This is a genomic window from Pseudomonas guariconensis (assembly GCF_015680235.1).
Lineage (GTDB): Bacteria > Pseudomonadota > Gammaproteobacteria > Pseudomonadales > Pseudomonadaceae > Aquipseudomonas > Aquipseudomonas guariconensis_A.
Genome location: NZ_JADLJL010000012.1, coordinates 69432 through 93735, shown reverse-complemented (window position 1 = coordinate 93735; position 24304 = coordinate 69432). Strand labels below are relative to the sequence as shown.

The 24304-nt window shown below is 63.8% G+C and carries 20 protein-coding genes; 8 read left to right on the top strand and 12 right to left on the bottom strand.

Annotated features, from left to right (window positions below):
* Positions 1–380: 380 nt before the first annotated feature.
* Entirely contained in the window at positions 381–3641 is a 3261-nt protein-coding gene (gene rne, locus IRZ56_RS11210; protein ID WP_196144998.1) for a ribonuclease E, read from the top strand.
* Positions 3642–3812: 171 nt separating this feature from the next.
* Here the strand turns inward: rne and murB are convergent, their stop codons facing one another.
* The 8 genes from murB to IRZ56_RS11170 form a co-directional block, all read right to left on the bottom strand.
* A complete protein-coding gene (gene murB / locus IRZ56_RS11205) occupies positions 3813–4832 on the bottom strand; it encodes a UDP-N-acetylmuramate dehydrogenase (RefSeq protein WP_196144997.1) in 1020 nt (339 codons plus the stop codon).
* Complete coding sequence (locus tag IRZ56_RS11200) at positions 4829–5293, bottom strand: low molecular weight protein-tyrosine-phosphatase (protein WP_196144996.1); 465 nt, start codon at positions 5291–5293, stop codon at positions 4829–4831. The genes murB and IRZ56_RS11200 overlap by 4 nt, the downstream gene beginning before the upstream one ends.
* Positions 5293–6057: a 3-deoxy-manno-octulosonate cytidylyltransferase gene (gene kdsB / locus IRZ56_RS11195; protein ID WP_196144995.1), complete on the bottom strand. Its 765-nt coding sequence runs from the start codon at positions 6055–6057 to the stop codon at positions 5293–5295. The genes IRZ56_RS11200 and kdsB overlap by 1 nt, the downstream gene beginning before the upstream one ends.
* The gene (locus tag IRZ56_RS11190; protein WP_003247142.1) at positions 6054–6239 is read right to left on the bottom strand and encodes a Trm112 family protein; all 186 of its coding nucleotides are present in this window, start codon (positions 6237–6239) and stop codon (positions 6054–6056) included. The genes kdsB and IRZ56_RS11190 overlap by 4 nt, the downstream gene beginning before the upstream one ends.
* A 33-nt stretch (positions 6240–6272) precedes the next feature.
* The gene (gene lpxK, locus IRZ56_RS11185) at positions 6273–7292 is read right to left on the bottom strand and encodes a tetraacyldisaccharide 4'-kinase (RefSeq protein ID WP_196144994.1); all 1020 of its coding nucleotides are present in this window, start codon (positions 7290–7292) and stop codon (positions 6273–6275) included.
* Complete coding sequence (locus tag IRZ56_RS11180) at positions 7292–7726, bottom strand: ExbD/TolR family protein (RefSeq protein ID WP_196144993.1); 435 nt, start codon at positions 7724–7726, stop codon at positions 7292–7294. Before IRZ56_RS11180 ends, lpxK begins: the two co-directional genes overlap by 1 nt.
* Positions 7723–8358: a MotA/TolQ/ExbB proton channel family protein gene (locus tag IRZ56_RS11175; RefSeq protein WP_196144992.1), complete on the bottom strand. Its 636-nt coding sequence runs from the start codon at positions 8356–8358 to the stop codon at positions 7723–7725. Before IRZ56_RS11175 ends, IRZ56_RS11180 begins: the two co-directional genes overlap by 4 nt.
* 284 nt (positions 8359–8642) lie before the next feature.
* On the bottom strand, positions 8643–10862 hold the full coding sequence (locus IRZ56_RS11170) for a DNA internalization-related competence protein ComEC/Rec2 (RefSeq protein ID WP_196144991.1): 2220 nt from the start codon (positions 10860–10862) through the stop codon (positions 8643–8645).
* Positions 10863–11004: 142 nt separating this feature from the next.
* Between IRZ56_RS11170 and IRZ56_RS11165 the strand changes: the two genes are divergently transcribed.
* Positions 11005–11634 (top strand): DUF2062 domain-containing protein, encoded by a 630-nt coding sequence (locus IRZ56_RS11165; RefSeq protein ID WP_196144990.1) that lies wholly within the window; start codon positions 11005–11007, stop codon positions 11632–11634.
* Here IRZ56_RS11165 and IRZ56_RS11160 read toward each other — a convergent pair.
* From IRZ56_RS11160 to IRZ56_RS11150, 3 genes are all read right to left on the bottom strand, one after another.
* Complete coding sequence (locus tag IRZ56_RS11160) at positions 11518–12297, bottom strand: ABC transporter permease (protein ID WP_196144989.1); 780 nt, start codon at positions 12295–12297, stop codon at positions 11518–11520. The two genes, IRZ56_RS11165 and IRZ56_RS11160, sit on opposite strands and share 117 nt — an antisense overlap.
* On the bottom strand, positions 12294–13226 hold the full coding sequence (locus tag IRZ56_RS11155) for an ABC transporter ATP-binding protein (RefSeq protein ID WP_196144988.1): 933 nt from the start codon (positions 13224–13226) through the stop codon (positions 12294–12296). Before IRZ56_RS11155 ends, IRZ56_RS11160 begins: the two co-directional genes overlap by 4 nt.
* A 139-nt stretch (positions 13227–13365) precedes the next feature.
* Complete coding sequence (locus tag IRZ56_RS11150) at positions 13366–13989, bottom strand: glutathione S-transferase (protein WP_196144987.1); 624 nt, start codon at positions 13987–13989, stop codon at positions 13366–13368.
* Positions 13990–14261: 272 nt separating this feature from the next.
* Here IRZ56_RS11150 and IRZ56_RS11145 point away from each other — a divergent pair, with 272 nt between their 5' ends.
* From IRZ56_RS11145 to IRZ56_RS11130, 4 genes are all read left to right on the top strand, one after another.
* Positions 14262–14804 carry a fimbrial protein gene (locus IRZ56_RS11145; RefSeq protein WP_196144986.1) on the top strand — a complete coding sequence of 181 codons (543 nt, stop codon included), beginning with the start codon at positions 14262–14264 and terminating at the stop codon, positions 14802–14804.
* Positions 14805–14904: 100 nt separating this feature from the next.
* Positions 14905–15600 (top strand): molecular chaperone, encoded by a 696-nt coding sequence (locus IRZ56_RS11140; RefSeq protein WP_230385985.1) that lies wholly within the window; start codon positions 14905–14907, stop codon positions 15598–15600.
* Positions 15601–15632: 32 nt separating this feature from the next.
* Positions 15633–18122, top strand: a complete 2490-nt coding sequence (locus IRZ56_RS11135) for a fimbria/pilus outer membrane usher protein (RefSeq protein ID WP_196144984.1) — start codon at positions 15633–15635, stop codon at positions 18120–18122.
* A gap of 50 nt (positions 18123–18172) precedes the next feature.
* Entirely contained in the window at positions 18173–19234 is a 1062-nt protein-coding gene (locus tag IRZ56_RS11130; RefSeq protein ID WP_196144983.1) for a fimbrial protein, read from the top strand.
* An 82-nt stretch (positions 19235–19316) separates the two neighbouring features.
* Here IRZ56_RS11130 and IRZ56_RS11125 read toward each other — a convergent pair whose 3' ends face one another.
* On the bottom strand, positions 19317–21050 hold the full coding sequence (locus tag IRZ56_RS11125) for a hypothetical protein (RefSeq protein ID WP_196144982.1): 1734 nt from the start codon (positions 21048–21050) through the stop codon (positions 19317–19319).
* Positions 21051–21278: 228 nt separating this feature from the next.
* On the opposite strand from IRZ56_RS11125, the gene IRZ56_RS11120 reads away from it, so the two are divergent.
* Positions 21279–23726, top strand: coding sequence for an acyl-CoA dehydrogenase (locus IRZ56_RS11120; RefSeq protein ID WP_196144981.1), 2448 nt, complete (start codon positions 21279–21281; stop codon positions 23724–23726).
* A gap of 155 nt (positions 23727–23881) precedes the next feature.
* Entirely contained in the window at positions 23882–24292 is a 411-nt protein-coding gene (locus IRZ56_RS11115; protein WP_196144980.1) for a PA2817 family protein, read from the top strand.
* Positions 24293–24304 lie beyond the last annotated feature (12 nt).

Here is a 24304-nt window from a genome sequence, read left to right as displayed (position 1 = left end):
GAATGATCAGGATACGTGCAGGGTGGAGATGCACAGCCCTCGGACCGTGTAGCACCGCGTCCGGCCAGCGGCCCCTAGTTTGGCCGATGAGCGGACCCGGTCCTGGACAGATGCCCCACGGGCGTCCACGGCCGATGGTTGATTCCTCCTCCTGACTGAGTGCACGGGGCCTGTATGGTTGATTCGGATACCACAGGTCTTTTTGGCATCGCAGCAAACAGGACGCGTCGTCGCGACCACGGCAGGCTGGGTAACCGGCTGGTGCCGAATGTCGCTGGACACGGGGGTGGCCCGCCACCCTTTGCGCACCTTGGCACCGACCATGAGCAGTCGTGTGTGCCGAACGCCGTTTCCGGCAGCCCGGAAACCGACGGTACAACATGAAAAGAATGCTGATTAACGCGACTCAACCCGAAGAGTTGCGTGTAGCCCTGGTGGATGGCCAACGCCTCTACGACCTGGATATCGAGTCCGGGGCGCGCGAGCAGAAGAAGGCCAACATCTACAAAGGCCGGATCACCCGGATCGAACCCAGCCTCGAAGCCGCCTTCGTCGACTTCGGCTCCGAACGCCACGGCTTCCTGCCGCTCAAGGAAATCTCCCGCGAATACTTCAAGAAGGCGCCCGAAGGCCGCGTCAACATCAAGGAAGTACTGAGCGAAGGCCAGGAAGTCATCGTCCAGGTCGAGAAGGAAGAGCGCGGCAACAAAGGCGCCGCCCTGACTACCTTCATCAGCCTGGCCGGCCGCTACCTGGTGCTGATGCCCAACAACCCGCGTGCCGGCGGCATTTCCCGCCGCATCGAAGGCGAGGAGCGCAACGAGCTGCGCGAAGCCCTCAACGGCCTGACCGTCCCAGGCGACATGGGCCTGATCGTGCGCACTGCCGGCCTTGGCCGCAGCAGCGAAGAAATGCAGTGGGACCTCGACTACCTGCTGCAACTGTGGACCGCCATCAAGGAAGCGTCCCAGGACCGCGCCGCGCCGTTCCTGATCTACCAGGAAAGCAACGTCATCATCCGCGCCATTCGCGACTACCTGCGCCAGGACATCGGCGAAGTGCTGATCGACAGCATCGACGCCCAGGAAGAAGCCCTGACCTTCATCCGCCAGGTGATGCCGCAGTACGCCAGCAAGGTCAAGCTGTACGAAGACAGCGTCCCGCTGTTCAACCGTTTCCAGATCGAAAGCCAGATCGAGACCGCCTTCCAGCGCGTCGTCGACCTGCCGTCGGGCGGCTCGATCGTCATCGACCCGACCGAGGCCCTGGTTTCCATCGACATCAACTCGGCGCGCGCCACCAAGGGTAGCGACATCGAGGAAACCGCCCTGCAGACCAACCTGGAAGCGGCCGAGGAAATCGCCCGCCAGCTGCGCCTGCGTGACATCGGCGGCCTGATCGTCATCGACTTCATCGACATGACCCCGGCGAAGAACCAGCGCGCCGTGGAAGAACGCGTACGCGAATGCCTCGAGGCCGACCGCGCCCGCGTCCAGGTCGGCCGCATCTCGCGCTTCGGCCTGCTGGAGATGTCCCGCCAGCGCCTGCGTCCGTCCCTGGGTGAAAGCAGCGGCATCGTCTGCCCACGCTGCTCCGGCACCGGCATCATCCGTGACGTCGAGTCGCTGTCCCTGGCGATCCTGCGCCTGATCGAGGAAGAAGCCCTCAAGGACCGTACCGCCGAGGTACGTGCCCAGGTACCGATCCCGGTGGCCGCCTTCCTGCTCAACGAGAAGCGCAACTCGATCACCAAGATCGAACTGCGCACCCGTGCACGCATCATCATCCTGCCGAACGATCACCTGGAAACCCCGCACTTCGAAGTCCAGCGCCTGCGCGACGACAACCCGGACGTGCTCAACAGCCAGTCCAGCTACGAGATCGCCGCCGCCGAAACCGAAGAAGCGCCGCAGCCGACCGCCACCCGCACCCTGGTTCGCCAGGAAGCCGCGGTCAAGACCGCTCCGGCCCGTGCCAACGCCCCGGTACCGGCCACGCCCGAGCCACAACCGACCGCCCCCGCCGCGCCGGCGCCGAGCGCACCTGAGCCGAGCCTGTTCAAGGGCCTGGTCAAGTCGCTGGTCAGCCTGTTCGCCGGCAAGGAAGAGCCTGTCGCCGCTCCCGCCGCTGCTACCGAGAAGCCTGCCGCCGAGCGCGCACAGCGTAACGAAGAGCGTCGCAACGGTCGTCAGCAGAGCCGCAACCGCAACGGCCGCCGCGACGAGGAACGCAAGCCGCGCGAAGAGCGTAGCGAGCGCGCCCCGCGTGAAGACCGCCAGCCACGCGAAGAGCGTGCACCGCGTGAAGAACGTGCACCACGCGAGGAGCGCGCACCCCGTGAAGAGCGCCAGCCGCGCCAGCCACGCGAAGACCGCCGCGGCAATCGCGAGGAGCGTGTACGCGAACTGCGTGAGCCGCTGGACGCCGCACCGGCCGCCCGCGAGGAGCGCCAGCCGCGTGAAGAACGTGCACCACGTGAAGAGCGCGTAGCCCGCGAAGAACGCGCACCGCGTGAAGAACGTGCCCCTCGTGAGGAGCGTGCGCCTCGCGAAGAACGTGCGCCTCGTGAAGAGCGTGCACCTCGCGAAGAACGCGCTCCACGCGAAGAACGTGCCCCTCGTGAAGAGCGTGCACCGCGTGAAGAACGGGCTCCTCGCGAAGAACGTGCACCGCGCGAAGAGCGTGCCGAGCGTGAAGAGCGCCAGCCGCGTCCGCCACGTGAAGAACGCCAGCCGCGTGCCGCCGAGCAAGCTGCCGAGGCCGCCGAGGAGCAACTGCCCAACGAAGAGCTGCTGCAGGATGAGCAACAGGAAGGCACCGACGGCGAACGCCCACGTCGCCGCTCCCGTGGCCAGCGTCGTCGCAGCAACCGTCGCGAACGTCAACGCAACGCCAACGGCGAGCTGATCGAAGGCGGTGACGAGGACGCCACCGGCGAAGAGCCGGCAGCACCGCAGCACCAGGCCACCGAGCTGGGTGCGGAACTGGCTGCCGGCCTGGCCGTGACCGCCGCCGTCGCCACCAGCAACATCAGCGCCGACGCCGAAGCCCAGGCCAACCAGCAGGCCGAACAGGCCACCGCCGTGGTTGCCGAAGGCGAAGTCATCGCCCTGCCGGCTGAACAGGTTGCCGCCGAGCCGACCACCCAGGTCGAGGGAGCCGCTATCGCCCCTGTGGTAGAGCAGCCTGCCAGTGAACCGGTTGCCGTGGTCGAGCCTGGTGCCGAGCCAGTTGTGGAAACGGCTGAGCAGCCTGCTGTCGAAGCCCCTGCCGTCGAAGCCGCCGAACAAGCACCGGCCGTTGAGTCTGGCGAAGCTGAGAAGGCCACTGCCATCGAGCAAGCGCCGGTTGTAGAGCCGGTTGTCGAAGTCGTCGAGGCAACGCCTGACGTGGTCGAATCGGCTCCGGTCGCTGCCCAGGCCGCGCCTGCGGAAGCGGAGCCAGAGGCACCGGCCCCGGTCGAACCCGCCACGGTGATGCTGCCCAACGGCCGCGCCCCGAACGACCCACGTGAAGTGCGTCGCCGCAAGCGCGAAGCCGAAGCTGCCGCTGCCGCAGCTGCAGCCGCCCAAGCTGCCGCCGCTGCCCAGGAGCCCGAAGCCCTGGAAACCACCGACGAGCAGAAACCTAACCACGGTTGATGTCGTCGGTTGAATGAAAAAGCCCCGCCAGTGCGAACTGGCGGGGCTTTTTCATTTCAGCTGTCTTGTGTTGCCCGCCCTGGCCAATCGCCGGCAAGCCGGCTCCCACCGGTACCGCGCCCACCACACCCTGTGGGAGCCGGCTTACCGGCGATGAGGCCCGCACAGCGCTCAGTACAGGTTCGGCTCCATCTCCAGCACCACACCAAAGCGCTTGAAGATGTCGGCCTGGATCCGGCGTGCCAGGTCATGCAACTGGGCTCCCGTCGCCTGGCCATAGTTCACCAGCACCAGTGACTGCAGGCGATGCACGCCAGCATCACCATCACGATACCCCTTCCACCCGGCTTGCTCGATCAACCAGCCGGCGGCCAGTTTCACCTGGCCGTCAGGCTGTGGATAAGCCACCACGTTCGGGTAGTGCTCACGAATGCGCTCGGCCGATGCCGCCGGAACGACGGGGTTCTTGAAGAAGCTGCCGGCGTTGCCCAGCTCGGCCGGGTCTGGCAGTTTTTCCCGGCGAATGCTGCAGATCGCTTCGCTGATGGCCTTGGCGGTGGGCACTTCGACGCCCTGCTCGGCCAGGCGCTGACGTACCGGCCCGTAGTCCAGGTGGGCGTTCAAGGCTCGGCTGAGGACGAAACGCACCCGCAGGATCAACCAACGCCCGGGGTCACGCTTGAACAGGCTGTCGCGGTAGGCAAAGGCACATTCCTCCAGCGCGAAATCGCGCAGTTCACCGGTTTGCCGGTCCAGCGCGGTCAGCCCGGCGAATACGTCCTTGATTTCCACCCCATAGGCACCGACGTTCTGCATAGGCGCAGCGCCCACCGTGCCAGGAATCAGGCTGAGGTTCTCCAGGCCGCAGAGCCCCTGCTCCAGGGACCACTGCACGAAAGGATGCCAAGGCTCACCGGCCTCGGCCTCGACCACGACCCGCTCGCCCTCCTCCTGCATCACGCGGCGGCCACGGCTGGCCATGTGCAGCACCAGGGCGTCGATATCACCGGTCAGCAGCAGGTTGCTGCCGCCGCCGATCACCAGCACCGGCACCTGCCGCGCGGCAGCCTCGGCCAGGGCCTGGCGCACTTCGCCATCGTCATGGGCCTGGGTGAAGTAGCGTGCGCGCACGTCGATGCCGAAGGTGTTGTAGGGCTTGAGCGATACCTGCTCCTGCCAACTCGCCGTCATAGCCGCCCCTTGATTTCCACGACCAGCTCGCGACAGGCCGCCTCGACCAGGTCCAGGACCTGTTCGAAACCTTCGGTACCGCCGTAGTAAGGGTCTGGCACTTCATCCAGAGCCGCGCCATAGCGGCGCAGGAACAGGTCGAGCTCGCCGCTGGCCGCCTGCGGGCGCATGGCCTGCAGATGGCCGAGGTTGCGCTTGTCCATGGCCAGGATCAGGTCGTAGTCACCGAAATGCTCGACCTTGACCTGCTGGGCGCGCTGGCCCGACAGATCGTAGCCGCGCGCCAGGGCCGCCTGGCAGGTACGGCTGTCGGGCGCCTCGCCCACATGCCAGTCGCCGGTGCCGGCAGATGCCACATGCACCTGCTCGGCCAGCCCTGCGGCCTGCAATTGATGACGCAGCACGCCTTCGGCGGTCGGTGAACGACAGATATTGCCCAGGCAGACGAACAGGACGCGCATCAGGCCTCCAGCAAGCGCCGTACGCGCTCCAGGTCTTCAGGGGTGTCCACGCCGACTGCCGGCGCCTCGATGGCGTCGGCGACATGGATACGCACGCCGTGCCATAGGGCGCGCAGCTGTTCAAGCGCCTCGGTCTGCTCCAGCCAGCACGGGCCCCAGCCGACGAAGTCCTGGAGAAAGCCCACGCGGTAGGCGTACATGCCGATATGACGGCGATACGGCACGCCCGCGGGCACGCTGTCGCGCGTGTTGGCGAACGCATCCCGTGCCCAGGGCAGCGGTGCGCGGCTGAAGGTCAGGGCCAGGCCGTTCTTGTCGCTGACCACCTTCACCGCGTTGGGGTTGAAGACGGTTTCCGGCTCGGCGATCGGCTCGGCCAGGGTGGCGATGCCGGCCTCCGGATGGGCCGCGAGGTTGGCGGCCACCTGATCGATGATCACCGGAGGAATCAAGGGCTCGTCGCCCTGAACATTGACCACGATGGCATCGGCGGGCAATGCCAGCTGCGCGGCCACTTCGGCCAGGCGATCGGTGCCCGACTCATGGTCGGCACGGGTCAGCAGGACTTCGGCGCCGAAGGCCTGGCAGGCCTCGACGATGCTGGCGTCATCGGTGGCGATGACCACGCGGTTGGCGCCGCTCTTGCGCGCCTGCTCCCAGACATGCTGGACCATCGGCTTGCCGGCGATCGGCAGCAACGGCTTGCCCGGCAGGCGCGTGGAGCGCAGGCGGGCCGGAATCACCACGGTGAAGTTCAGGCTCATTTATCCAGGCGCTCGTCGTCGGTCAGGGTGCGCGCTTCGCTTTCCAGCATCACCGGGATGCCGTCGCGGATGGGGTAGGCCAGGCCTGCGCCCTTGCTGATCAGCTCGGTCTTGTCGGCGCTGAGCTTGAGCGGGCCCTTGGTGATCGGGCAGGCCAGGATATCGAGCAGTTTGGTGTCCATGGAGGCTTCCTTACGTGGCCAGAGGCCGGAAAATTAACAATCTTGAGGCGCGGGGCGCCCAGGCAGCAACCGCTGCAACTGGCCGTCGAACCAGGCGACAAAAGCCTGCGACGGCACCGCATCCACGGCCAGGTACCACCAGTCGTCAACCGCGAAGGCCCGGCACTTCACCGCATCCTTCTCGGTCATCACCAGTGGCAGCGCCGGGCTGAATGCCAGGTTCTGCGCGTTGAACTGCGCGTGGTCGGCGAAGGGGTGCGGTACAGGCTGCCAGTTTAGCCCCTGCAAGGTATTGAAGAAACGCTGCGGGTTACCGATACCGGCCACGGCGTGCACGGCCTGGCCTGCCGGAAAATGTTCGAGGGGGCGGCGCTCGCCGCTGCGCAGGTTGACCAGTGCTGTCGGCCGCAGGCCGAAGGCGAAACCGCCGTCCCGGTCGCGCTCGGCGCCGTTGTACAGCACGGCGTCCGCCTCGGCCAGGCGCTCGATCGGCTCGCGCAACGGCCCGGCCGGCAGGCAACGGCCATTGCCCAGGCCACGGGCGGCATCGATCAGCACCAGCTCCAGGTCACGGGCCAGGCGGTAGTGCTGCATGCCGTCGTCGCACAAGATCAGGTCCAGCGGCTCGCTGGCCAACAGGGCCTGTACGGCGCGAGAACGTTCGGGGTCGATCATCAGCGGCACACCGGTGCGCTGCACGATCAGCAAGGGCTCGTCCCCCGCCTCGCTCGCGTCCTGGTCGGGCTGGACCCGCCAGGGCACGCTGGGCGGCGTGGCGCCGTAGCCACGGCTGACCACGCCGACCTTCAGCCCCTGGCGTCGACAGTGCTCGATCAGCCAGAGGATCATGGGTGTCTTGCCGGTGCCGCCCACCGTGATGTTGCCCACCACGATTACCGGCACCGGTGCGCGGTAGCTGGCGCTTTGGCCATTGAGAAAACGCGCGCGCTTGCGCAGGACAACGCGCCGGTACAAGGCCTCGAGCGGTCGCAGCAGCGCTAGGGCCGGGTGCCCGGTGTACCAGGCAGCGAGCAGACGGTCGGCGAAGGCCATCAAGGGGTACCCTGCGCGGCCTCGACGGTGGTCATGCGCAGCTTGCTGAAGCCGAGCTTGCCGGCCGCATCCATCGCGGTGACCACGGCCTGATGGGGCGTCTTGCCATCGGCACTGATCGACAGCGGCAAGGTGATGTCGCCGCCCGACTCACGCTCCAGGGCTTCGGTCAGGGTCGCCAGGTCGCTCTTGGGCAGCAAGTGGTTGTTCACCGAATACACGCCGTCGGCGCTGATGGTGACCTCCACGCGCTTGCCCTCCTCCGCTGGCGGCTGGGTGGCACTGACGGCCTCCGGCAGCTCGACGCGCAGCTGGGTCTCGCGGGTGAAGGTGGTGGTGACCACGAAGAACAGCAGCAACACGAACACCACGTCGATCAGCGACGCCAAGTTGATGTCGACGTTCTCCCGTTGCCGGTTGCGTCGGAACTTCACGCCTTGCCTCCGGCCACTTCGACTTCACGGTCGCCCTGCAGGACCTCGACCAGCTTGATCGCCTCCTGCTCCATGCCGACCACCAGCTCATCGATGCGCCGCTGCAGGAAGCGGTGGAAGAATACCGCAGGAATGCCGACCATCAGGCCTGCCGCGGTGGTGACCAGGGCCTTGGAAATGCCCCCGGCGAGCACCGCCGGGTTGGCGGTCATCTGCGAACCCATGAAGGCACTGAAGATGTCGATCATGCCCAGCACCGTGCCCAGCAGGCCCAGCAGCGGTGCCATGGCGGCGATGGTGCCCAGGGTGCTGATGTAGCGCTCCAACTCGTGGATGACCCGCGACGCGGCCTCCTCGATGCATTCCTTCATGATCTCCCGGCCATGGCGGGAGTTGGCCAGGCCCGCGGCGAGGATCTCGCCCAGCGGCGAATCGGCACGCAGGGCCTTGAGCTTGTCACTGGTCAGTTGCTTGTCCTTGATCCACACCCACACCTGGCCCAGCAGGTGCGGCGGGGTCACGCGACTGGCGCGAAGGGTCCATAGGCGCTCGGCGACGATAGCCATGGCGGCGATGGAACTCAGAATGATCGGCAGCATCATCCAACCACCGGACTTGACCAATTCCCACACAGTAAGCATCCCCTTGGAAAAAGGCCTGCACTCTACCATAGGCGCGAAAGCGGCTCATCTGCCGAAGGTCAGGGAACCGGCCCTTCGGGCTGCGCTGTGGGAGCGGTGGTGCGGCGGTCCGACTTGTCGCGATTAGGCCGGACCCGATATCACCGTCGCCTGGCAAGGGCTTCGCCCTTGATCGCGGGACAAGCCCGCCCCCACAAGGCCCCGCAAAATCAAATAGTTATGCGTTGATCTATGAGGGCGCCCCCCCACGATCGAGCCAATGCTGCCGACACACCTCACTGCACCTGCCGCCAGAACCGCCGCTGCTCCCGCATACCCTCCACCACCCCATGGCTCCCCAGCCGCACTCGCAACGCCCCCTCCAGCGCCGTGTCATGCACGCTCAGCCCGTGCCGCCGATAGCGTTCCAGTACCTGCGGATGCGGATGCCCGAACCCGTTGTACCGCCCGCGCGAGATCAACACGCCGCGCGGGGCCAAGGCCCGGATGAACGGCTCGGTGGACGAACTGCGGCTGCCATGGTGCGGTGACTGCAGCCAATCGACGCGCGGCGACTCGGTCGCGGCCAGCCAGGCCCGCTCGGCTCCCGCCTCCATGTCGCCCGCCAGCAGCAGGCGCTCGCCCTGCGCCTCGACCCGCAGTACACAGGAACGTTCGTTGCTTCCCGGCCCCTGGGGCCACTGCCAGAGCGCGAAGTCCACCCCATCCCACTGCCAACGCTCACCGCTGGCACATGGCAGCGCCTGCAGTTCGGCCGGGAGTTGCCCGGGTTCGCCGGCGAGCACCTGGGCAATCGGCAGGCCGCGGCCGATGGCAGCGGCGCCGCCGGCATGGTCGGCATGGCCGTGGCTGATCAGCATCAGGTCCAGTTGGCTCACACCCAGCTTGCGCAGGGTCGGCAATACGACCTGCTCGCCCAGGTCGCGGGTACCCTTGGCGGGCCCGGCATCGTAGAGCAGGCTGTGGTGGCGGGTGCGCAACAGCACGGCCAGGCCCTGCCCAACGTCCAGCTGCAGCACCTCCACCTGCCCGTGGGGCACTTGATCCCGGGGCGTCCACAGCGCCAGCAACATCACGCCACCCAAGCCCCGCAGCGGGATCCCGCGAGGCAGCAACACCAGCACCGTCCCCAGGCATACCAGCAGCCACGCCCCCAACGGCAGGGCCGGGGGCAACCAGGCCGGACGCCAGTTCGCCACCCGGCCCAGCACGTCGAACAACCCCTGCAGCGAGCCCCCGGCGAGCCACAGCAGCCCTTCGCCCGGCGCGCCAAGCGCCAGCAGCGCACTGCCCAGCAAGGCCAACGGCAGTACCGCGAAGCTGATCCAGGGCACGGCTATCAGGTTCATCAACGGTGCCGTCAGGCTGATCGGCAGCCCCAACACCAGCAAAGGCGGCAACAGGCCAACGGCAATCACCCACTGAGCCCGGCTCCAGGCCTGCCAGGGTCGCCAACCCCCCAGGCGCCCGGCGAAGCAGAAGGTCAGCACCGCGACGGCGCAGAACGACAACCAGAACCCAGGCAGCAGGCTGGCCAGCGGCTCGACCAGCAACACACCGCACAAGGCCATGAGCAAGGGCGTGAACACGCCCAGGTGGCGAAAACGCAGGCGCCACAGCAGCACCACCGCGAGCATCAGGCAGGCCCGCTGTACCGGCACCCCGAAGCCTGCAAGCCAGCCGTAACCCAAGGCGGCGCCCAGGGCCAGCGCACACGCCCAGGGCAACCAGGGCAGGCGTGTCGGCCAGGCCCCCAGGCGCGCCAACAGCGCCACCAGGCCATAGACCAACCCGGCCACCAACCCGATATGTTGGCCGGAAATCACCATCAGGTGCACCGTGCCGGTGGCCTGCAGGGCCTGCCAGTCACCTTGGGAAAGCCCCGAACCGTCGCCCAGCACCAGCGCGACCAGGGCGGCTTGCCGCCCTTGGGCGTCGATCGCCAGCAAGCGTTGGCGCAACCCGTCGCGCCAACTGCCGGGTGCCACCTCCAGCCGCTCGCCAGCCTTGACCGAACCGACCGCCCCGATGCGCCGGGCCAGCAAGGCCGCCTCCCGGTCCGGGCCGTGGGGGTTGAGCAGGCCATGGGGCCGCTTGAGCGTGACGGCCAGGCGCCAGCGCTCGCCAGATCGGATGTCGGGGCCATCGAACCAGTTCACTTGCAGGCGTCGTGGCAGCCCGGCACGGCGCGAGACCGCTTCCTCCAATTCGAAGCGCACCCCTTGCTGCGCCTGGATCGGCAACCCCACCACCCGCCCTTCGAGCCATAAGGTGCGGCCATCGAGTACCGGTGCCAGGCGGTCATCCAATGCCCCCTGCGCCGACCAGCAGGCCCACGAGACGCCAAGCAGAAACCAGCCCAGTGGCCATGCCCGGCTGCAAGCGCACACCAGGCCCAGCACCAGCAAAACCGCCCACCAACCGACCGATGGCAAGGCCGGCAGAAAACCCAGGCTCGACAACCCGACTGCGAGCGCGAACATCCCTATGCGCATGAATTAGAGCCCCAGAAGCGAAACGACCTTCTGAGGCATAGCCGAAACGGCGGCGAACCTTGCTCAACAATTGTCACAAACTCTGAACAAGGCGGTCAGGGAAAAAAGGCATACTTCCCCCATCAACCCGCCGGGAGCCTACATGCCTCGCCGCCTGTTCAAACGCTACATGCCAGATCCGACCAGCATTCGGGAACACAAGTCCTTACGCTTTTTCGGCAAATTGCTGCATGACCCGAACCTCTGGCACCTGAACCGTCATTCGGTGGCGCGGGCCATGGGTGTCGGCCTGTTCGCGGCACTCATTCCCATGCCCATGCAGATGCTGCTGGCGGCGAGCCTGGCCATTCCCCTGCGCGGCAATCTGCCGATCGCGGTCAGCCTGGTCTGGTTGACCAACCCGCTGACCATGCCGCCGGTGTTCTTCGTCACCTACATGACCGGTGCCTGGCTGATGCAGGTGCCGCCGCGCAGCCTGCCCGACGAAATCACCGTGCAGTGGGTCACCGACCAGTTGTCGACGATCTGGCAACCCTTCCTGCTCGGTTCGGTGGTCTGTGGCCTGGTGCTCGGTGCAGTGGCCTACTTCGCCACCATGCTGTACTGGCGCTGGTGGGTGGGCCGGCAGTGGCGCCGGCGCAAGGGGGAACGTGCCTCAGGCGCGCATGCCGCGGCCGCTGACCAGCAGGCGCACGCACAGCACGTAGAGCACCGCGGTGGCCACCAGCATGAAGGTGATCGCCGTGCCAATACGGATATCCGACACCCCTAGGATGCCGTAGCGGAACGAGTTGACCATGTGCAGCACCGGGTTGGCCAGCGACACGGTCTGCCAGAACGGCGGCAGCAGGTTGATCGAATAGAACACCCCGCCCAAGTAGGTCAGCGGTGTCAGCACGAACGTCGGGATGATCGAGATATCATCGAAGTTGCGTGCGAACACGGCGTTGACGAAGCCCAGCAGCGAGAAGATCGTCGCGGTCAACAGCACCACCACCACGGTCACGCCCAGGTGGTGCACCTGCAATTGGGTGAAGAACAGCGACAGGATGGTCACGATCACCCCGACCGCCAGGCCACGCAGCACGCCACCGAGCACATAGCCCACGAGGATCGTGTGCGGCGACACCGGCGAGACCATCAGCTCCTCGATCGAGCGCTGGAACTTGCTGCCGAAGAAGCTCGAGACCACGTTGCCGTAGGAGTTGGTGATCACCGACATCATGATCAACCCCGGCACGATGTACTCCATGTAAGTGAAGCCGCCCATGTCGCCGATCTGCCGGCCGATCAGGTTACCGAAGATCACGAAGTACAGGACCATGGTGATCGCCGGCGGCAGCAGGGTTTGCGGCCAGATACGCAGGAAGCGCCGCACTTCGCGGTAGACGATGGTATTCAAGGCCACCCAGTTGGTGCGCAGTTCCACACTCATACCGCCACCTTTGACAGGTTTTTTTCCACCAGGGACACGAACAGCTCCTCGAGTCGGTTGGTCTTGTTACGCAGGCTCTGCACCTCGATGTTCTGCAGGGCCAGCTGGCCGAACAGCGCGGTGATGCCCATGTCCTTGTCCACCTGCACCTCCAGGGTATGCGGAGTGATCAGGCGGCACGGGTAACCCTGCAGCACAGGCGCCTGGGGCAGGTCCTGCTTGAGGTCGAGCACGAAGGTCTCCACGTGCAGCTTGCCCAGCAGCTTGCGCATGCTGGTGTTCTCGACGATGGTGCCGTGGTCGATGATGCCGATGTTACGGCACAGCTGCTCGGCTTCCTCGAGGTAGTGGGTGGTCAGGATGATGGTGATGCCCTTCTGGTTCAGCTCGGTGAGGAAGCTCCACATCGAACGGCGCAGCTCGATGTCCACCCCGGCGGTGGGCTCGTCGAGGATCAGCAGGCGCGGCTCGTGGATCAGCGCTCGGGCGATCATCAGGCGGCGCTTCATGCCGCCGGACAACGAACGCGACGGCACATCGCGCTTGTCCCACAGGCCCAGCTGGGTCAGGTACTGCTCGGCGCGCTCCTTGGCCTGCTTGGCCGGGATGCCGTAGTAGCCGGCCTGGGTGACGACGATGTCGAAGGTCTTCTCGAACTGGTTGAAGTTGAACTCCTGGGGCACCACGCCCAGGCAGCGCTTGAGCGCCGCTGGTTCGCGGTCCAGGTCGTGGCCGAACACGTTCACCGTGCCGCTGGTCTTGTTCACCAGGGTCGAGAGAATGCCGATGGTGGTGGACTTGCCGGCGCCATTGGGGCCGAGCAAGGCGAAGAAGTCACCTTCGCTAACGTCCAGGTCGATGCCCTTGAGGGCCTGGAAGCCGTTGCCGTAGGTCTTGGTCAGCTGTCGGATGGACAGGGCGGAACTCATAGCGGGTCAGGTACCGAAAAAGGGTTCAGGACACGCCAGGTCTAGTCACTGGCGCAGTGCGTGCGGCCAATGGTGCAAGGCCTGGCCGCACAAGTACAGTCATGTGTATCGATAATGACTATCGAAGTGGCCGAGGTGTTCAGGTCAATGCGGTCATCACCGCTGCCTGATACGCAGGGCGCTCGCGCAGACGTTCGTACCAGGCCCGCAGGTGGTGCATGTCCGGGCGCTCGATGGGCATCTCGAACCAGGCGTAGATGAAGCTGCCCAGTGGGATGTCGCCCATGCCGACCTGGTCACCGGAAAGGTATGGCTGGTGCGACAGGGTCTCGTCGGCGATGGCCAGCAACTGGGCGCACTGCTTGTGGGCGGCGTTGATGGCCACCCAGTCGCGCTGCGCCTCGGGTGTGCGCAGCAGGCCCCAGAACAGCGGGCGGAACGGCGTGGCGAAGGACGAAGTGGTCCAGTCCATCCATTTGTCCGCCAGGGCGCGCTGGCGTGGGTCGTCCAGGTACCAGCCCTGGTCGCGGCCGTATTGGGCGCAGAGGTAGCGCACGATGGCGTTGGACTCCCACAGCACCAGGTCGCCGTCCTCGAGCATCGGTACCAGGCCGTTGGGGTTGCGGGCGCGATAATGAGGTTGGTCGACCACGCCGAAGGCGCCGCCGGCGTCGATCGACTCGAAATCAAGGCCCAGTTCATGGGCGATCCACAGTGCCTTGCGCACGTTGCTCGAATTCTTGCGGCCCCAGATTTTCAGCATGGTAGATGTCCTTATGAATGCGGGGGTGAGACAGTCCCGAGTATGGATCGCACTGCGGCCTGAAAACAGAGCCAGTGTCTCGGACGCTTACATAACCGTAAATGCACCTACAAAAACAAGTCTTCTATTCGAATCACTCACGCCGATATACCTACATACTCTATCCCTTGCCCCTCCTAAGCTTGCCACCGTTCCGGGTGTTGACGCCGATTGCGGATATTCCGGAACACCGCTCGTGCAAAAACCAACACAATTCGATATTAGGCAAACCCATGAACAAGACGCTTATTGCCATAGCCTTGGGGCTGGCAAGCACCACGGTATTCGCAGACACAGGTACCGGCACCATCTATTTCCAGGGAAAGATCGAAGCAGGCGGTACATGCCCAATCAGTGTGGTCGGCCCAGGCTCCAGCGCCGGGGGTATTGTTCGCCTCGGTGAATATCGCCCTGGCTATTTCACCGCGTCGGGTACAAAAACCAACGTGGAAACATTTTATCTGCATGTAGATAGAAGCGACCCAGGCTGCGACAGCTCAAAAACGAAAGCCACATTCCAATTTGAATCCGCTTATGGTGCCGCCGGTACGGGTGGCAAACTGTACGGCATCAAGTCCGGGCCGAACACCGCAACCAACCTGGCGGTCTCGATACTCGATCAGAATGATGTGCCTATTGACCACGCGACAGCAAAGGAGATCCCCATCACGAGCTCCGACCGAGTTAAATTCGGTGCACTGATGGAGTCCACCGGCGCATCCGTTGGAGCAGGTGGCGTCGATGCCGATGTCAAGGTAACAGTCACCCTGTCTTAACCCATGATCCAGGCGCTTCCGCACGCCTGGATCATTCATTTTTCAAGTTGAGATTCCTATGTGCTCAATGACACGCACATTCATTGCTGTTGGCTGTTGCATGCTTGTACTACTGAATACGATACCCAATGCCTATGCAGCATTAACCATCAGTACCACGCGCCTCGTGTACAACAGCGAACAACGCAATTTGTCCGTGGTCATCGCCAACCCCAGCCAGCACCTGTATGCCGGTCAAGCCTGGGTGAATACGCAATCCGATGATACCACCACATTCGTGCCAATCATCGCTACGCCGGCGCTGTTCAAACTCGCACCGGGAAAAGAGCGAACTGTACGACTTTCCAGCTTACCCAATAACTTGCCGACTGACCGGGAATCACTATTTTTCTTCAACTTACAGGAAATCCCCGCCGCTCAGGAAAAGCAGAAAAACACTTTGACCATTGCATTACGCACCCGTATCAAGCTGTTCTACCGTCCCAGTCAACTGACCGTCGACCCAATAGAAAGCCTAAAAGCACTACGCTTTTCGATCCCGTCCGTAAACCATCAGCGCTACTTGCGCGTGCATAACCCAACGCCCTTCCATTACACCTTCAGCCGCCTGGATCTGAGCGACGCGGACCAGCGATACAGCGTACCCGACGCAGACATGATCTCGCCAATGAGCGAACACGACTATCCCCTGCCTGCCGGTATCTCCCTTAAGGGGCTGAATGTCGTGTTCTCGGTAATCAACGATTACGGCGGCAACAGCTCCTCCTTGACCTTGCCTGTGCAAACCACGCCTTGAGCTAGACGGCACCATTCAAGGAGTCACCCTTCATGACAACTTCGCACCCTGAGCGTGCGCGCTCGCGGCTGCGCCGCTTTTGCCTGCTGACTTTCTCAGTTACGTATGGAGTGGCACTGGCCGATGACATCGCCCCCTCCTCTGCAACCTTCCAGTCAAGCTTCCTCTTTCAGCCGGGCATGACCGGCATTTCGGCTGCTACCGCACTCGAGGCATTGGCCAACGAACATGAGTTGGGGCCGGGTAGGTATCCCGTGGAACTGCTGGTCAACCAAACGTCTGTCGGGCAGCAGGAACTCGATTTCTTCTTGGATACCCAGCAAAGACATCTGAAACCTTGTCTTTCGCCAGCATTGCTGAATGAACAGGGCCTGCGCCTGGATACCTTGCCAGACCCAGCCCTGCTCGTCCAACCTTGCCTCGACTTGCCCGTCGTAGTCCCTGGTGCCCGGGTCGATTTCGATAGCGCGGCACTGCGCCTGGCCATATCGATCCCACAAATCGCCCTGCGCCGAGAGATCACCGGCTACATCGACCCGGAGCGCTGGGACAGCGGCATCACCGCGGCCTTCGTCAACTACCAGGCCTCGACCCAGCAATTGGACAACCGTACCCAAGGCCGCTCCAGCAACTACGACCTGTACCTGAGAAGCGGCATCAACCTCGGCGACTGGCGCCTGCGCAGTACCCAGTCGTGGCGTCAGAACAGCGATGGCGCACGCAGTTGGGACCGTGCCTACACCTATGCCCAGCGCGACCTGCCCGGCACCCTGGGCACCTTCACCCTGGGCGAGACCTTCACCGGCAGCGAGGTGTTTCGCAGCGTGCCGCTCCTGGGCGCACGCGTGGCAACGGACTTCGACATGCTGCCCAACCTGATGCGCAGCTACGCGCCCATCATCAGCGGCGTGGCACAGACCCGGGCCAAGCTCGAAGTCTTGCAGAACGGTTACCCCATCTACTTCACCTACGTAAGCCCCGGCCCCTATGCCATCGATGACCTGAGCGTCGGCGGCACGGGCGAACTGGAAGTGGTGCTGACCGAGGAAGATGGCCAGGTGCGCCGTTTCACCCAGCCCTACGCCAACATCGACAACCTGCTACGCCCAGGCGTGTGGCGCTACACGGCTGCGTTGGGGCGCTACAACCCAGCTGGCGACGGGGAAGCCCCCATGCTCTGGCAAGGCACCCTGGCCTATGGCACGCCATGGCACACCACATTCTACGGTGGGCTGATGGCCAGCGACGGGTACCAGGCCCAGGCCATCGGCATCGCACGCGACCTGGGCAGCCTGGGCGCGGTGGCGTTCGACGTGACCCACGCCAGCAGCCAGTTCGACACCACCGCCGACGTGAAAGGCCAAAGCTATGCGATGAAATACAGCAAGGCGTTCAACAGCGGCACTCACCTGCGCTTTGCCGGCTACCGCTATTCCACCGAGGGCTACCGCGACTTCGATGAATGGGTGAGCCAACGCAGCCACGATTCGCGCTTCACCGGCAGCCGCCGCAGCCGGCTGGAAAGCTCGGTCATCCAGCGGCTGGGCACCCGCGGTTCATTGAACCTGACGTTTTCCCAGCAGGACTACTGGCAGCGCCCGGACGTCGAACGCCAGTTCCGCTTCAGCTTCAACACCTCCTACAACAAGGTCAACTATGGCTTGCATGCCTCGCAATCGTTGAGCAACAACCGACGCGGCAGTGATCGCATGGTAGGCCTGAGCATTTCCTTGCCCCTGGATTTCGGCCGCAGCGGCAACCTGAGCTTCGATACGCAGCACAGCGCCAATGGCAATCGCCAACGGGCGAGCTTGAGCGGCAGCGGCAGCGACTACCGCCTGAGCTACAACGCCAGCGTCAGCCGCGACGAGCAACAACGACAGGCCTTGGGTTTGAACCTTGGCTACCAGACTGCGCTCGCCTCGGTGGGGGCCGGCGTAAGCGCGGCTCCCGACTACCGCAGCCTGTCGCTCAACGCCAGCGGCTCGCTGCTGGCCCATGCCGGTGGCGTCGAGTTCGGTCCGTACCTGAGCGAAACCATCGGCTTGGTCGAAGTGCCCAATACGCCTGGCGTGGGCGTGCAAAGCGCCTCGAGCGTACGCACCAACGCGCGCGGCTTCGCCCTGGTGCCCAGCCTGAGCCCCTACAGGAGCAATCAATTGGTATTGCAAACCGATCAACTGGGGCCAGAGGTCGAGATCGACAACGCAACCGCGCAAGTGGTGCCGCGCCGTGGAGCGGTGGTCAAGCACCGCTTCGACGTGCGCAACGTCAACCGCCTGGTGCTGACCCTGCGCAGCCCCGACGGCCAGCCCGTGCCCTTCGGCGCCCAGGTGTCGGACAGTGCTGGCTCATCGCTGGGTGTCGTCGGCCAAGCCGGTGTGGTCATGCTGTCGACCGAACAGCCCTCCCAGCAGGTGAAAGTGCACTGGAGCGAGCAAGCGCAATGCCAGCTCGAGCTGGACGTGGCCGATATGCCGCTGGATCAGGGATACCGCATGCAAACACTGACCTGCGGATGACGATATCCGCACTCGATCCCGTGCCCGCCGGGCACGGCCTGGAGATTCCAATGAAACGATCACTCGCCGCATTACTGCCTGGCCTGTTGCTGACGCTTGGGCATTGCACGCTTGCCCAAGCCGCTCGCGGCTGCACCCTGGAAAGCGGGACGCTCAACTATGAATACCTGCTACCCGACATCCTCGACGTCAAGCCCGACCTCGAGCTCGGTGCCCCCCTTAGTGCGCCTCAGACCTTACCCATCCCCCCCTCTTCAGGTACAAAATTCACGTGTAAGAACGACAACAGCGCAATCCCCATAAAGCTGAGTTTCAATACTTTGTATGGCGTTTCGCACATCATCGGCCCTAGAGGGGATCGCTTGATGAAAACCAATGTGGAAGGCATTGGTGTCAGCGTTCGGCTCGGAGCCCCGCTCGTTGGCTCAGCTGACAACCAGTTCATCCCTGTCGACGGCGTCGACAAGAGCTATGTCCCCTTCGAGGCCAATCTTGGAGACACGAAGGGCAACGAAATGCTTCTCGAAAACTCTCTACTGCATCGTATTCAGCTGGTCAAAATTGGTGACATTCCTGCCGGGGTCCATAACATCGATACGCCTTTGTTCACGGCCAGCACCGATGACAGTGGCGAATTCATGGGTTTCCGCTTGCGTAGCCGCGTCGTCAGCAATCCGTGCACCATACCCGGCACTTCCACCCCGGCCGCCGTGCAGTTAAAAAGCTGGCCAAAATCGGAATTCACAGGCGTCGGGCATACCACGACGCCCGTGGATTTTTTCATTGACTTGACCAATTGCGAGGCAGATTCGGCCAGCAAGACGAAGGTCGTCATCAAACTCGAAGGTAGCGCTGGATCTTCCGCTATCTATCCCGAGAAAGGCGTGTTCAGCCTCACCGCCGGGGATGGCGTAGCCAAAGGCGTCGGCATCCAGGTGCTCGCGGCGGATGACACGCCCATGCCGTTGGACCAAGAAAAGGAAATGACCAGCTTGAGCGCAGGCACACTTCGGTTGGGCTTTAAAGCCCGCTATTACCAGATCGACCCAGCCGATCAGGTGCAAGCAGGCGATGCGAATGGTGCCTTGAGGTTCACGATCAGCTACAAATGATCTTGAAAGGCTGTGCCTGACCGGCATCAGGGCCGCGCAGCGGCCCCAGGGCTTATGCAAAAAACCATCCACGCAATCGCACTCAAGCCACCAACGTCAGGACGAGCGTAGGAAATGCCTTGAACGAGCGCCCCTCATCGAAGCTGACCGCCACGCGGATCTGAAAGTTTTCATTTAGTTTCAGGCGCTCCAGAAACTGCTTGGACAAAGTCGCTTCCACTTTCCCTGCCCTATACTCCTCGGAAGTCAGCGCCACATCGTTACGCACTTTCTGGACCAATAGTTGACCGCCCTCCTTCGCCTTGCCGACGACGTCGATACGTACAGGTTGCGCCACGCCACAGAACTGCCAAGACAGCAACTCGAGCTTCGCACCCTGTTCGTTCATGCCCTTCAAGGACAAACGCCCGTCGGCCGCCACCGGGCACCTGATGGCCTTGAAAGAATTGTAATTTTCGATCCCCAGGTCATATGCCTTGGAATACTCGATCGTTCCAGCGTCCTGCAGGTTTGAGTAAAAGATTTCAAGACGTTGCCCCAGGTTGGCACTTACCACCTCCAGCGGAAACTGGAACTGCTTCTCGCCACGTTTATGCGCCTCGTAGCGTATTCCGAGCTGGTTGACGGCGAACATCGTGGACATCGAAACCGACACCTCGGCCGGAATGGAGACATCGAAAGCCCTCCTCGGCGTCAAACGCCCCTTCCCATCACCCTCGGACACAGCAGCGGCGATGGTCACGAAAAGCAGAACCGGCTCCTGGCCAACGACCAGTGACAGCGATTCGGAGATACCCGAGGCATCCGGCCGGCTCCATTGATAGCCAAGCGTAACCCGCCCACCCGCATTGGCCTTCAGCCAGCCATGGGGCAAACCGAAGCGGATCTTCCCACTTTGCAAGATGCTCACATCGACGCGCACCGCCTGGGTTACTCGCTCGCGCCCCCGCGCATGCAGCACGATCTCGTCGTCCAGTTGCATGCCATAGTCCTCGATCCGTACAACGGCACCGTCGGGATAGTCGTCCGGCTCCAGCCGGTCTCCGCTCAAGCCCTCGATGCTTGGCTTGTCCAACCTGGGCGCCTCAGGCACACCGTGGGCGATACGTACCGATTGCCTAGGAGACTCGCTGCGGGCCAGCGAATCGGCATATTCGATGCTGTAATACAGTTCTCCCTGACCATTGTCAGCCAAGCGCAGTTCATTGCCGTCCAGGGCCCAGCTCAGCGGCTTGCCGATGTCCTCGCGACCGATCGCTCGCTGCAGGCTCACCGGGCCAAGTGGCTCGCTATGTTCGGTCACACCTTGCCAGGTCAGGGTGACTTGGTCACCCGACGCCATGGCGGGATAAGGTCCGGTCTGGACGACCACATCGCCGAATGTCCGCCCCAGATCGATAGTCCGGTCATGGCCGATCAATTGAGCAGGCGGAAGCGCCCTGACCTTCGCCACGGCTTTGTCCACATAGAAGAACTGCAGGCCTGACTCCGATGTGATTTCGCCAAAGCCGGTATCCTGGCCAATCGATACGAACGCCCAACCGCCCGAGCATTGCGACAGTGTTTCGATCGAGATCGTGGTCCTGGCATAGTTACGCTCATCCAGTCGTTCGATCTTTTCGACTTTTTTTACATCAACGGTCTGCTCCCCCGCCGTGCGAGCGTGAAACCTGACCTGGTAATAATCGCCCACGTTGATATGGGCATAGGTGAACAGCACCTCGAGATCCTTACCCTCCAACGCCCCCAGGTCGAGCGATTCACCCCCTTCCAGCGCGGGAATCACGGGGGCTGCGAAGTCATTGTCGTTGAACATGGAACATCCTTCTGACAGGCATGTGGACACTGCCCGGATGGCAGCGATGAGGCCGTTGTTCTACACCCGCGCCCAATGCCGAAACAGCTGGCAAACCTGCCAGGACACCAGCAGGAAGCGCGCCCGTGCGCAACCTTCGGGCCGAATGCAGGTCTTGTCGAGAACGCCCCGCGATGCGTGGCTAAGCTGTAGGGGTGTTCTAACCCAAGTTTCCATGGAGGAAGACCTATGTGGCTGTTGTGGTTGGCGATACTGGTGGTCGGTACGGCGTACCTCGTGCACAGGCGCCTGGCGCCCTTGCAAATCCTCGGAGTTGTCGCGCTCTACGTACTGGCGATGGGTATCTGGAGTGATGCACCAGGGTGGCTGCTGGCCGTGCTTTGGCTGGCCCTGGCCTGCAAGACCGCCTTTCTGGTACTGCACGACTGGCGCCGAAGACTGTTCACGGCACCGGTGTTCCGCTGGTTCCAGCGCACCCTGCCACCGATGTCGCAAACCGAGCGCGAGGCGATCGACGCAGGCACCGTCTGGTGGGACGGCCAGTTGTTCAGCGGCCGCCCGGACTGGCACACCTTGCTCGACTACCCGGTACCCAAGCTCACCGACGAAGAACAAGCTTTCATCGACGGCCCTACCGAGACCCTCTGCGCAATGGTCAGCGACTGGCAGATCGGCCAGGACCTGGACCTGCCGCCGCAGGCCTGGGCGTACATCAAGGAACAGGGCTTCTTCGCCCTGATCATTCCAAAGGAATACGGCGGCAAAGGCTTTAGCGCCTACGCCCATTCCCAAGTGGCCATGAAGCTGGCCACCCGCAGCGGCGACCTGGCCTCCACGGTGATGGTGCCCAATTCCCTGGGCCCGGCCGAGCTGTTGCTGCATTACGGTACCGACGAGCAACGCAACCACTACCTACCACGGCTGGCGCGTGGCGAGGAGATCCCCTGCTTCGCCCTCACCGGCCCGTTGGCAGGCTCCGACGCAGGCGCCATGCCGGACACCGGCGTGATCTGCAAAGGCCAATGGCAGGGCGAGGAGGTCATCGGCCTGCGCCTGAACTGGGAAAAGCGCTACATCACCCTCGGCCCGGTGGCCACCTTGCTTGGCCTGGCGTTCAAGGCCCATGACCCGGACCACCTGATAGGCGAAGCAGAAGACCTGGGCATCAGCCTGGCGCTGATCCCCACCGACCTGCCAGGCGTTGAAATCGGCAAGCGCCACCTGCCCCTGGGCGCGGCCTTCATGAACGGGCCCAACAGCGGCAAGGACGTGTTCATTCCCCTGGATTTTCTCATCGGCGGCCAGGCCATGCTCGGCAAGGGCTGGATGATGCTGATGAACTGCCTGTCCGTGGGCCGCTCCATCTCGCTGCCGGCGGTGGGCACCGGGGCGGCCAAGTACACCAGCCTCGTGACTGGCCAATACGCCAGCATCCGCGAGCAGTTCAACGTGCCCCTGGCGGCCTTCGAGGGCATCCAGGAATCCCTGGCACGCATTGGCGGCAACGCCTGGCTGATGGACAGCGCGCGCCTGCTCACCGCCCTGGCCGTGGACCTGGGCGAAAAGCCTTCGGTGCTGTCGGCCATCCTCAAGTACCACCTCACCGAACGCGGACGTGAATGCATCCAGCACGCCATGGACGTGCACGGTGGCAAAGGCATCATCATGGGCCCGAACAATTACCTGGCACGCAACTGGCTGGGTGCACCGATCTTCATCACCGTGGAAGGGGCCAACATCCTGTCGCGCAACCTGATGATCTTTGGCCAGGGCGCTATTCGTTGCCATCCGTTCGTGCTGGATGAAATGGCCCTCGTCGGTCGCCAGGACCCGGAACAGGCCTTGAAAGCGTTCGACGACCTGCTGATCAAGCACATCCTGTTCGCCGCAGGCAACGCCGCCAGCACCTGGGTACTTGGGCTGGGCCTGGGCCACTTCGAGAAGGTGCCGGGGGATGCGCTGAGCCAAGGGTACTTCCGAGCCTTGAATCGCCAGGCCGCCGCCTTCGCCCTGCTGGCCGACCTTTCGATGATGTTGCTGGGCGGCTCGCTCAAGCGCCGTGAGCGCCTCAGCGCACGGCTGGGCGATGTGCTGAGCTACTTGTACCTGAGTTCGGCAGCGCTCAAGCGCTACCACGACCTGGGGTCGCCGGCGCACATGCAGCCCCTGCTGCGCTGGGCCCTGGAGGAAAGCCTGGGCAAGGCCGAGCATGCATTGGATCGGCTGCTCGAGAACTTTCCCAACCGTTTAGTCGGCTGCACCCTGCGCGTGCTGGTATTTCCCTTCGGCCGCCGCCATAGCGGCCCGAGCGACGAACTGGATGCAGAGGTGGCGGCGTTGATCGGCCGCCATGAAGGTGACCCGGCGCTGGAGGAGCTGTTGGCCGGGTGCATGCGTCCGCAGGCCGACGGCGACCCGGTGGCGGCCTTGCAGACCGCTCACGACCTGCTCGCCGAATGCGCCCCGCTGCACAAGGCACTGCATGAGGCACTCAAGGCAGGCAAGGTACACCCCGCCCCAGGGCAGTCGGCCATCGATGCAGCCGTCGAGGCCGGCGTGCTGCAGGCCGACGAAGGCCAACGGTTGCACCAGGCCGAGGCGGCACGGCGACAGGTTATCGATGTGGATGCGTTCGAGAAGCAGGCTCTGCAGGCGGTACCAGACAAAGTGCGCTGAGTCCGTCGCCGTCGTTTCGGTACCAGTGAGATCGCGCGCCGCCCGCGCGGCGCTCGACCTTACAGACGCCACCCGCTCCAGACCTTCTCCCGAGGCACAAACCGAACAACCGGCGTATACTCCGCCCCCGTTTCAGCCATCTCGAGGACCTTTCCATGGCCAACCCGTACCTGGAATACCATCTGCAACTGCTCCAGCACCTGCGCACCATCCTGGTTGCCCTGGGTGAAGCCGAGCAGGTACCGGAGGAGAGCCACGCCCTGTTCCTCGAACGCTTCGACGAGCTGCTCGTCCTGCTGCCCCAGGACCCGCTGCAAAGCCAGTACCTGGGCCAAGACCTGATTTGCCAGGTGATGCAACGCTACCCGCAGATCGCCCACCTGGTGCCGCGCGACCTGCTGTGGTTCTTCGGCGGCGACTGCCTGCACTTCATGCCTGACGAAGAACTGGACCTCTACCAGAGGCTCGAAGAGCTGCGCTACGAAGCCGAACAGAACGGCCAGCCCTTCGATTGGAACCAGCAAAGACAATTGCTGAGCCTGCCGGAACAAACCTCGAAGCACTGACGAAAAAACCCG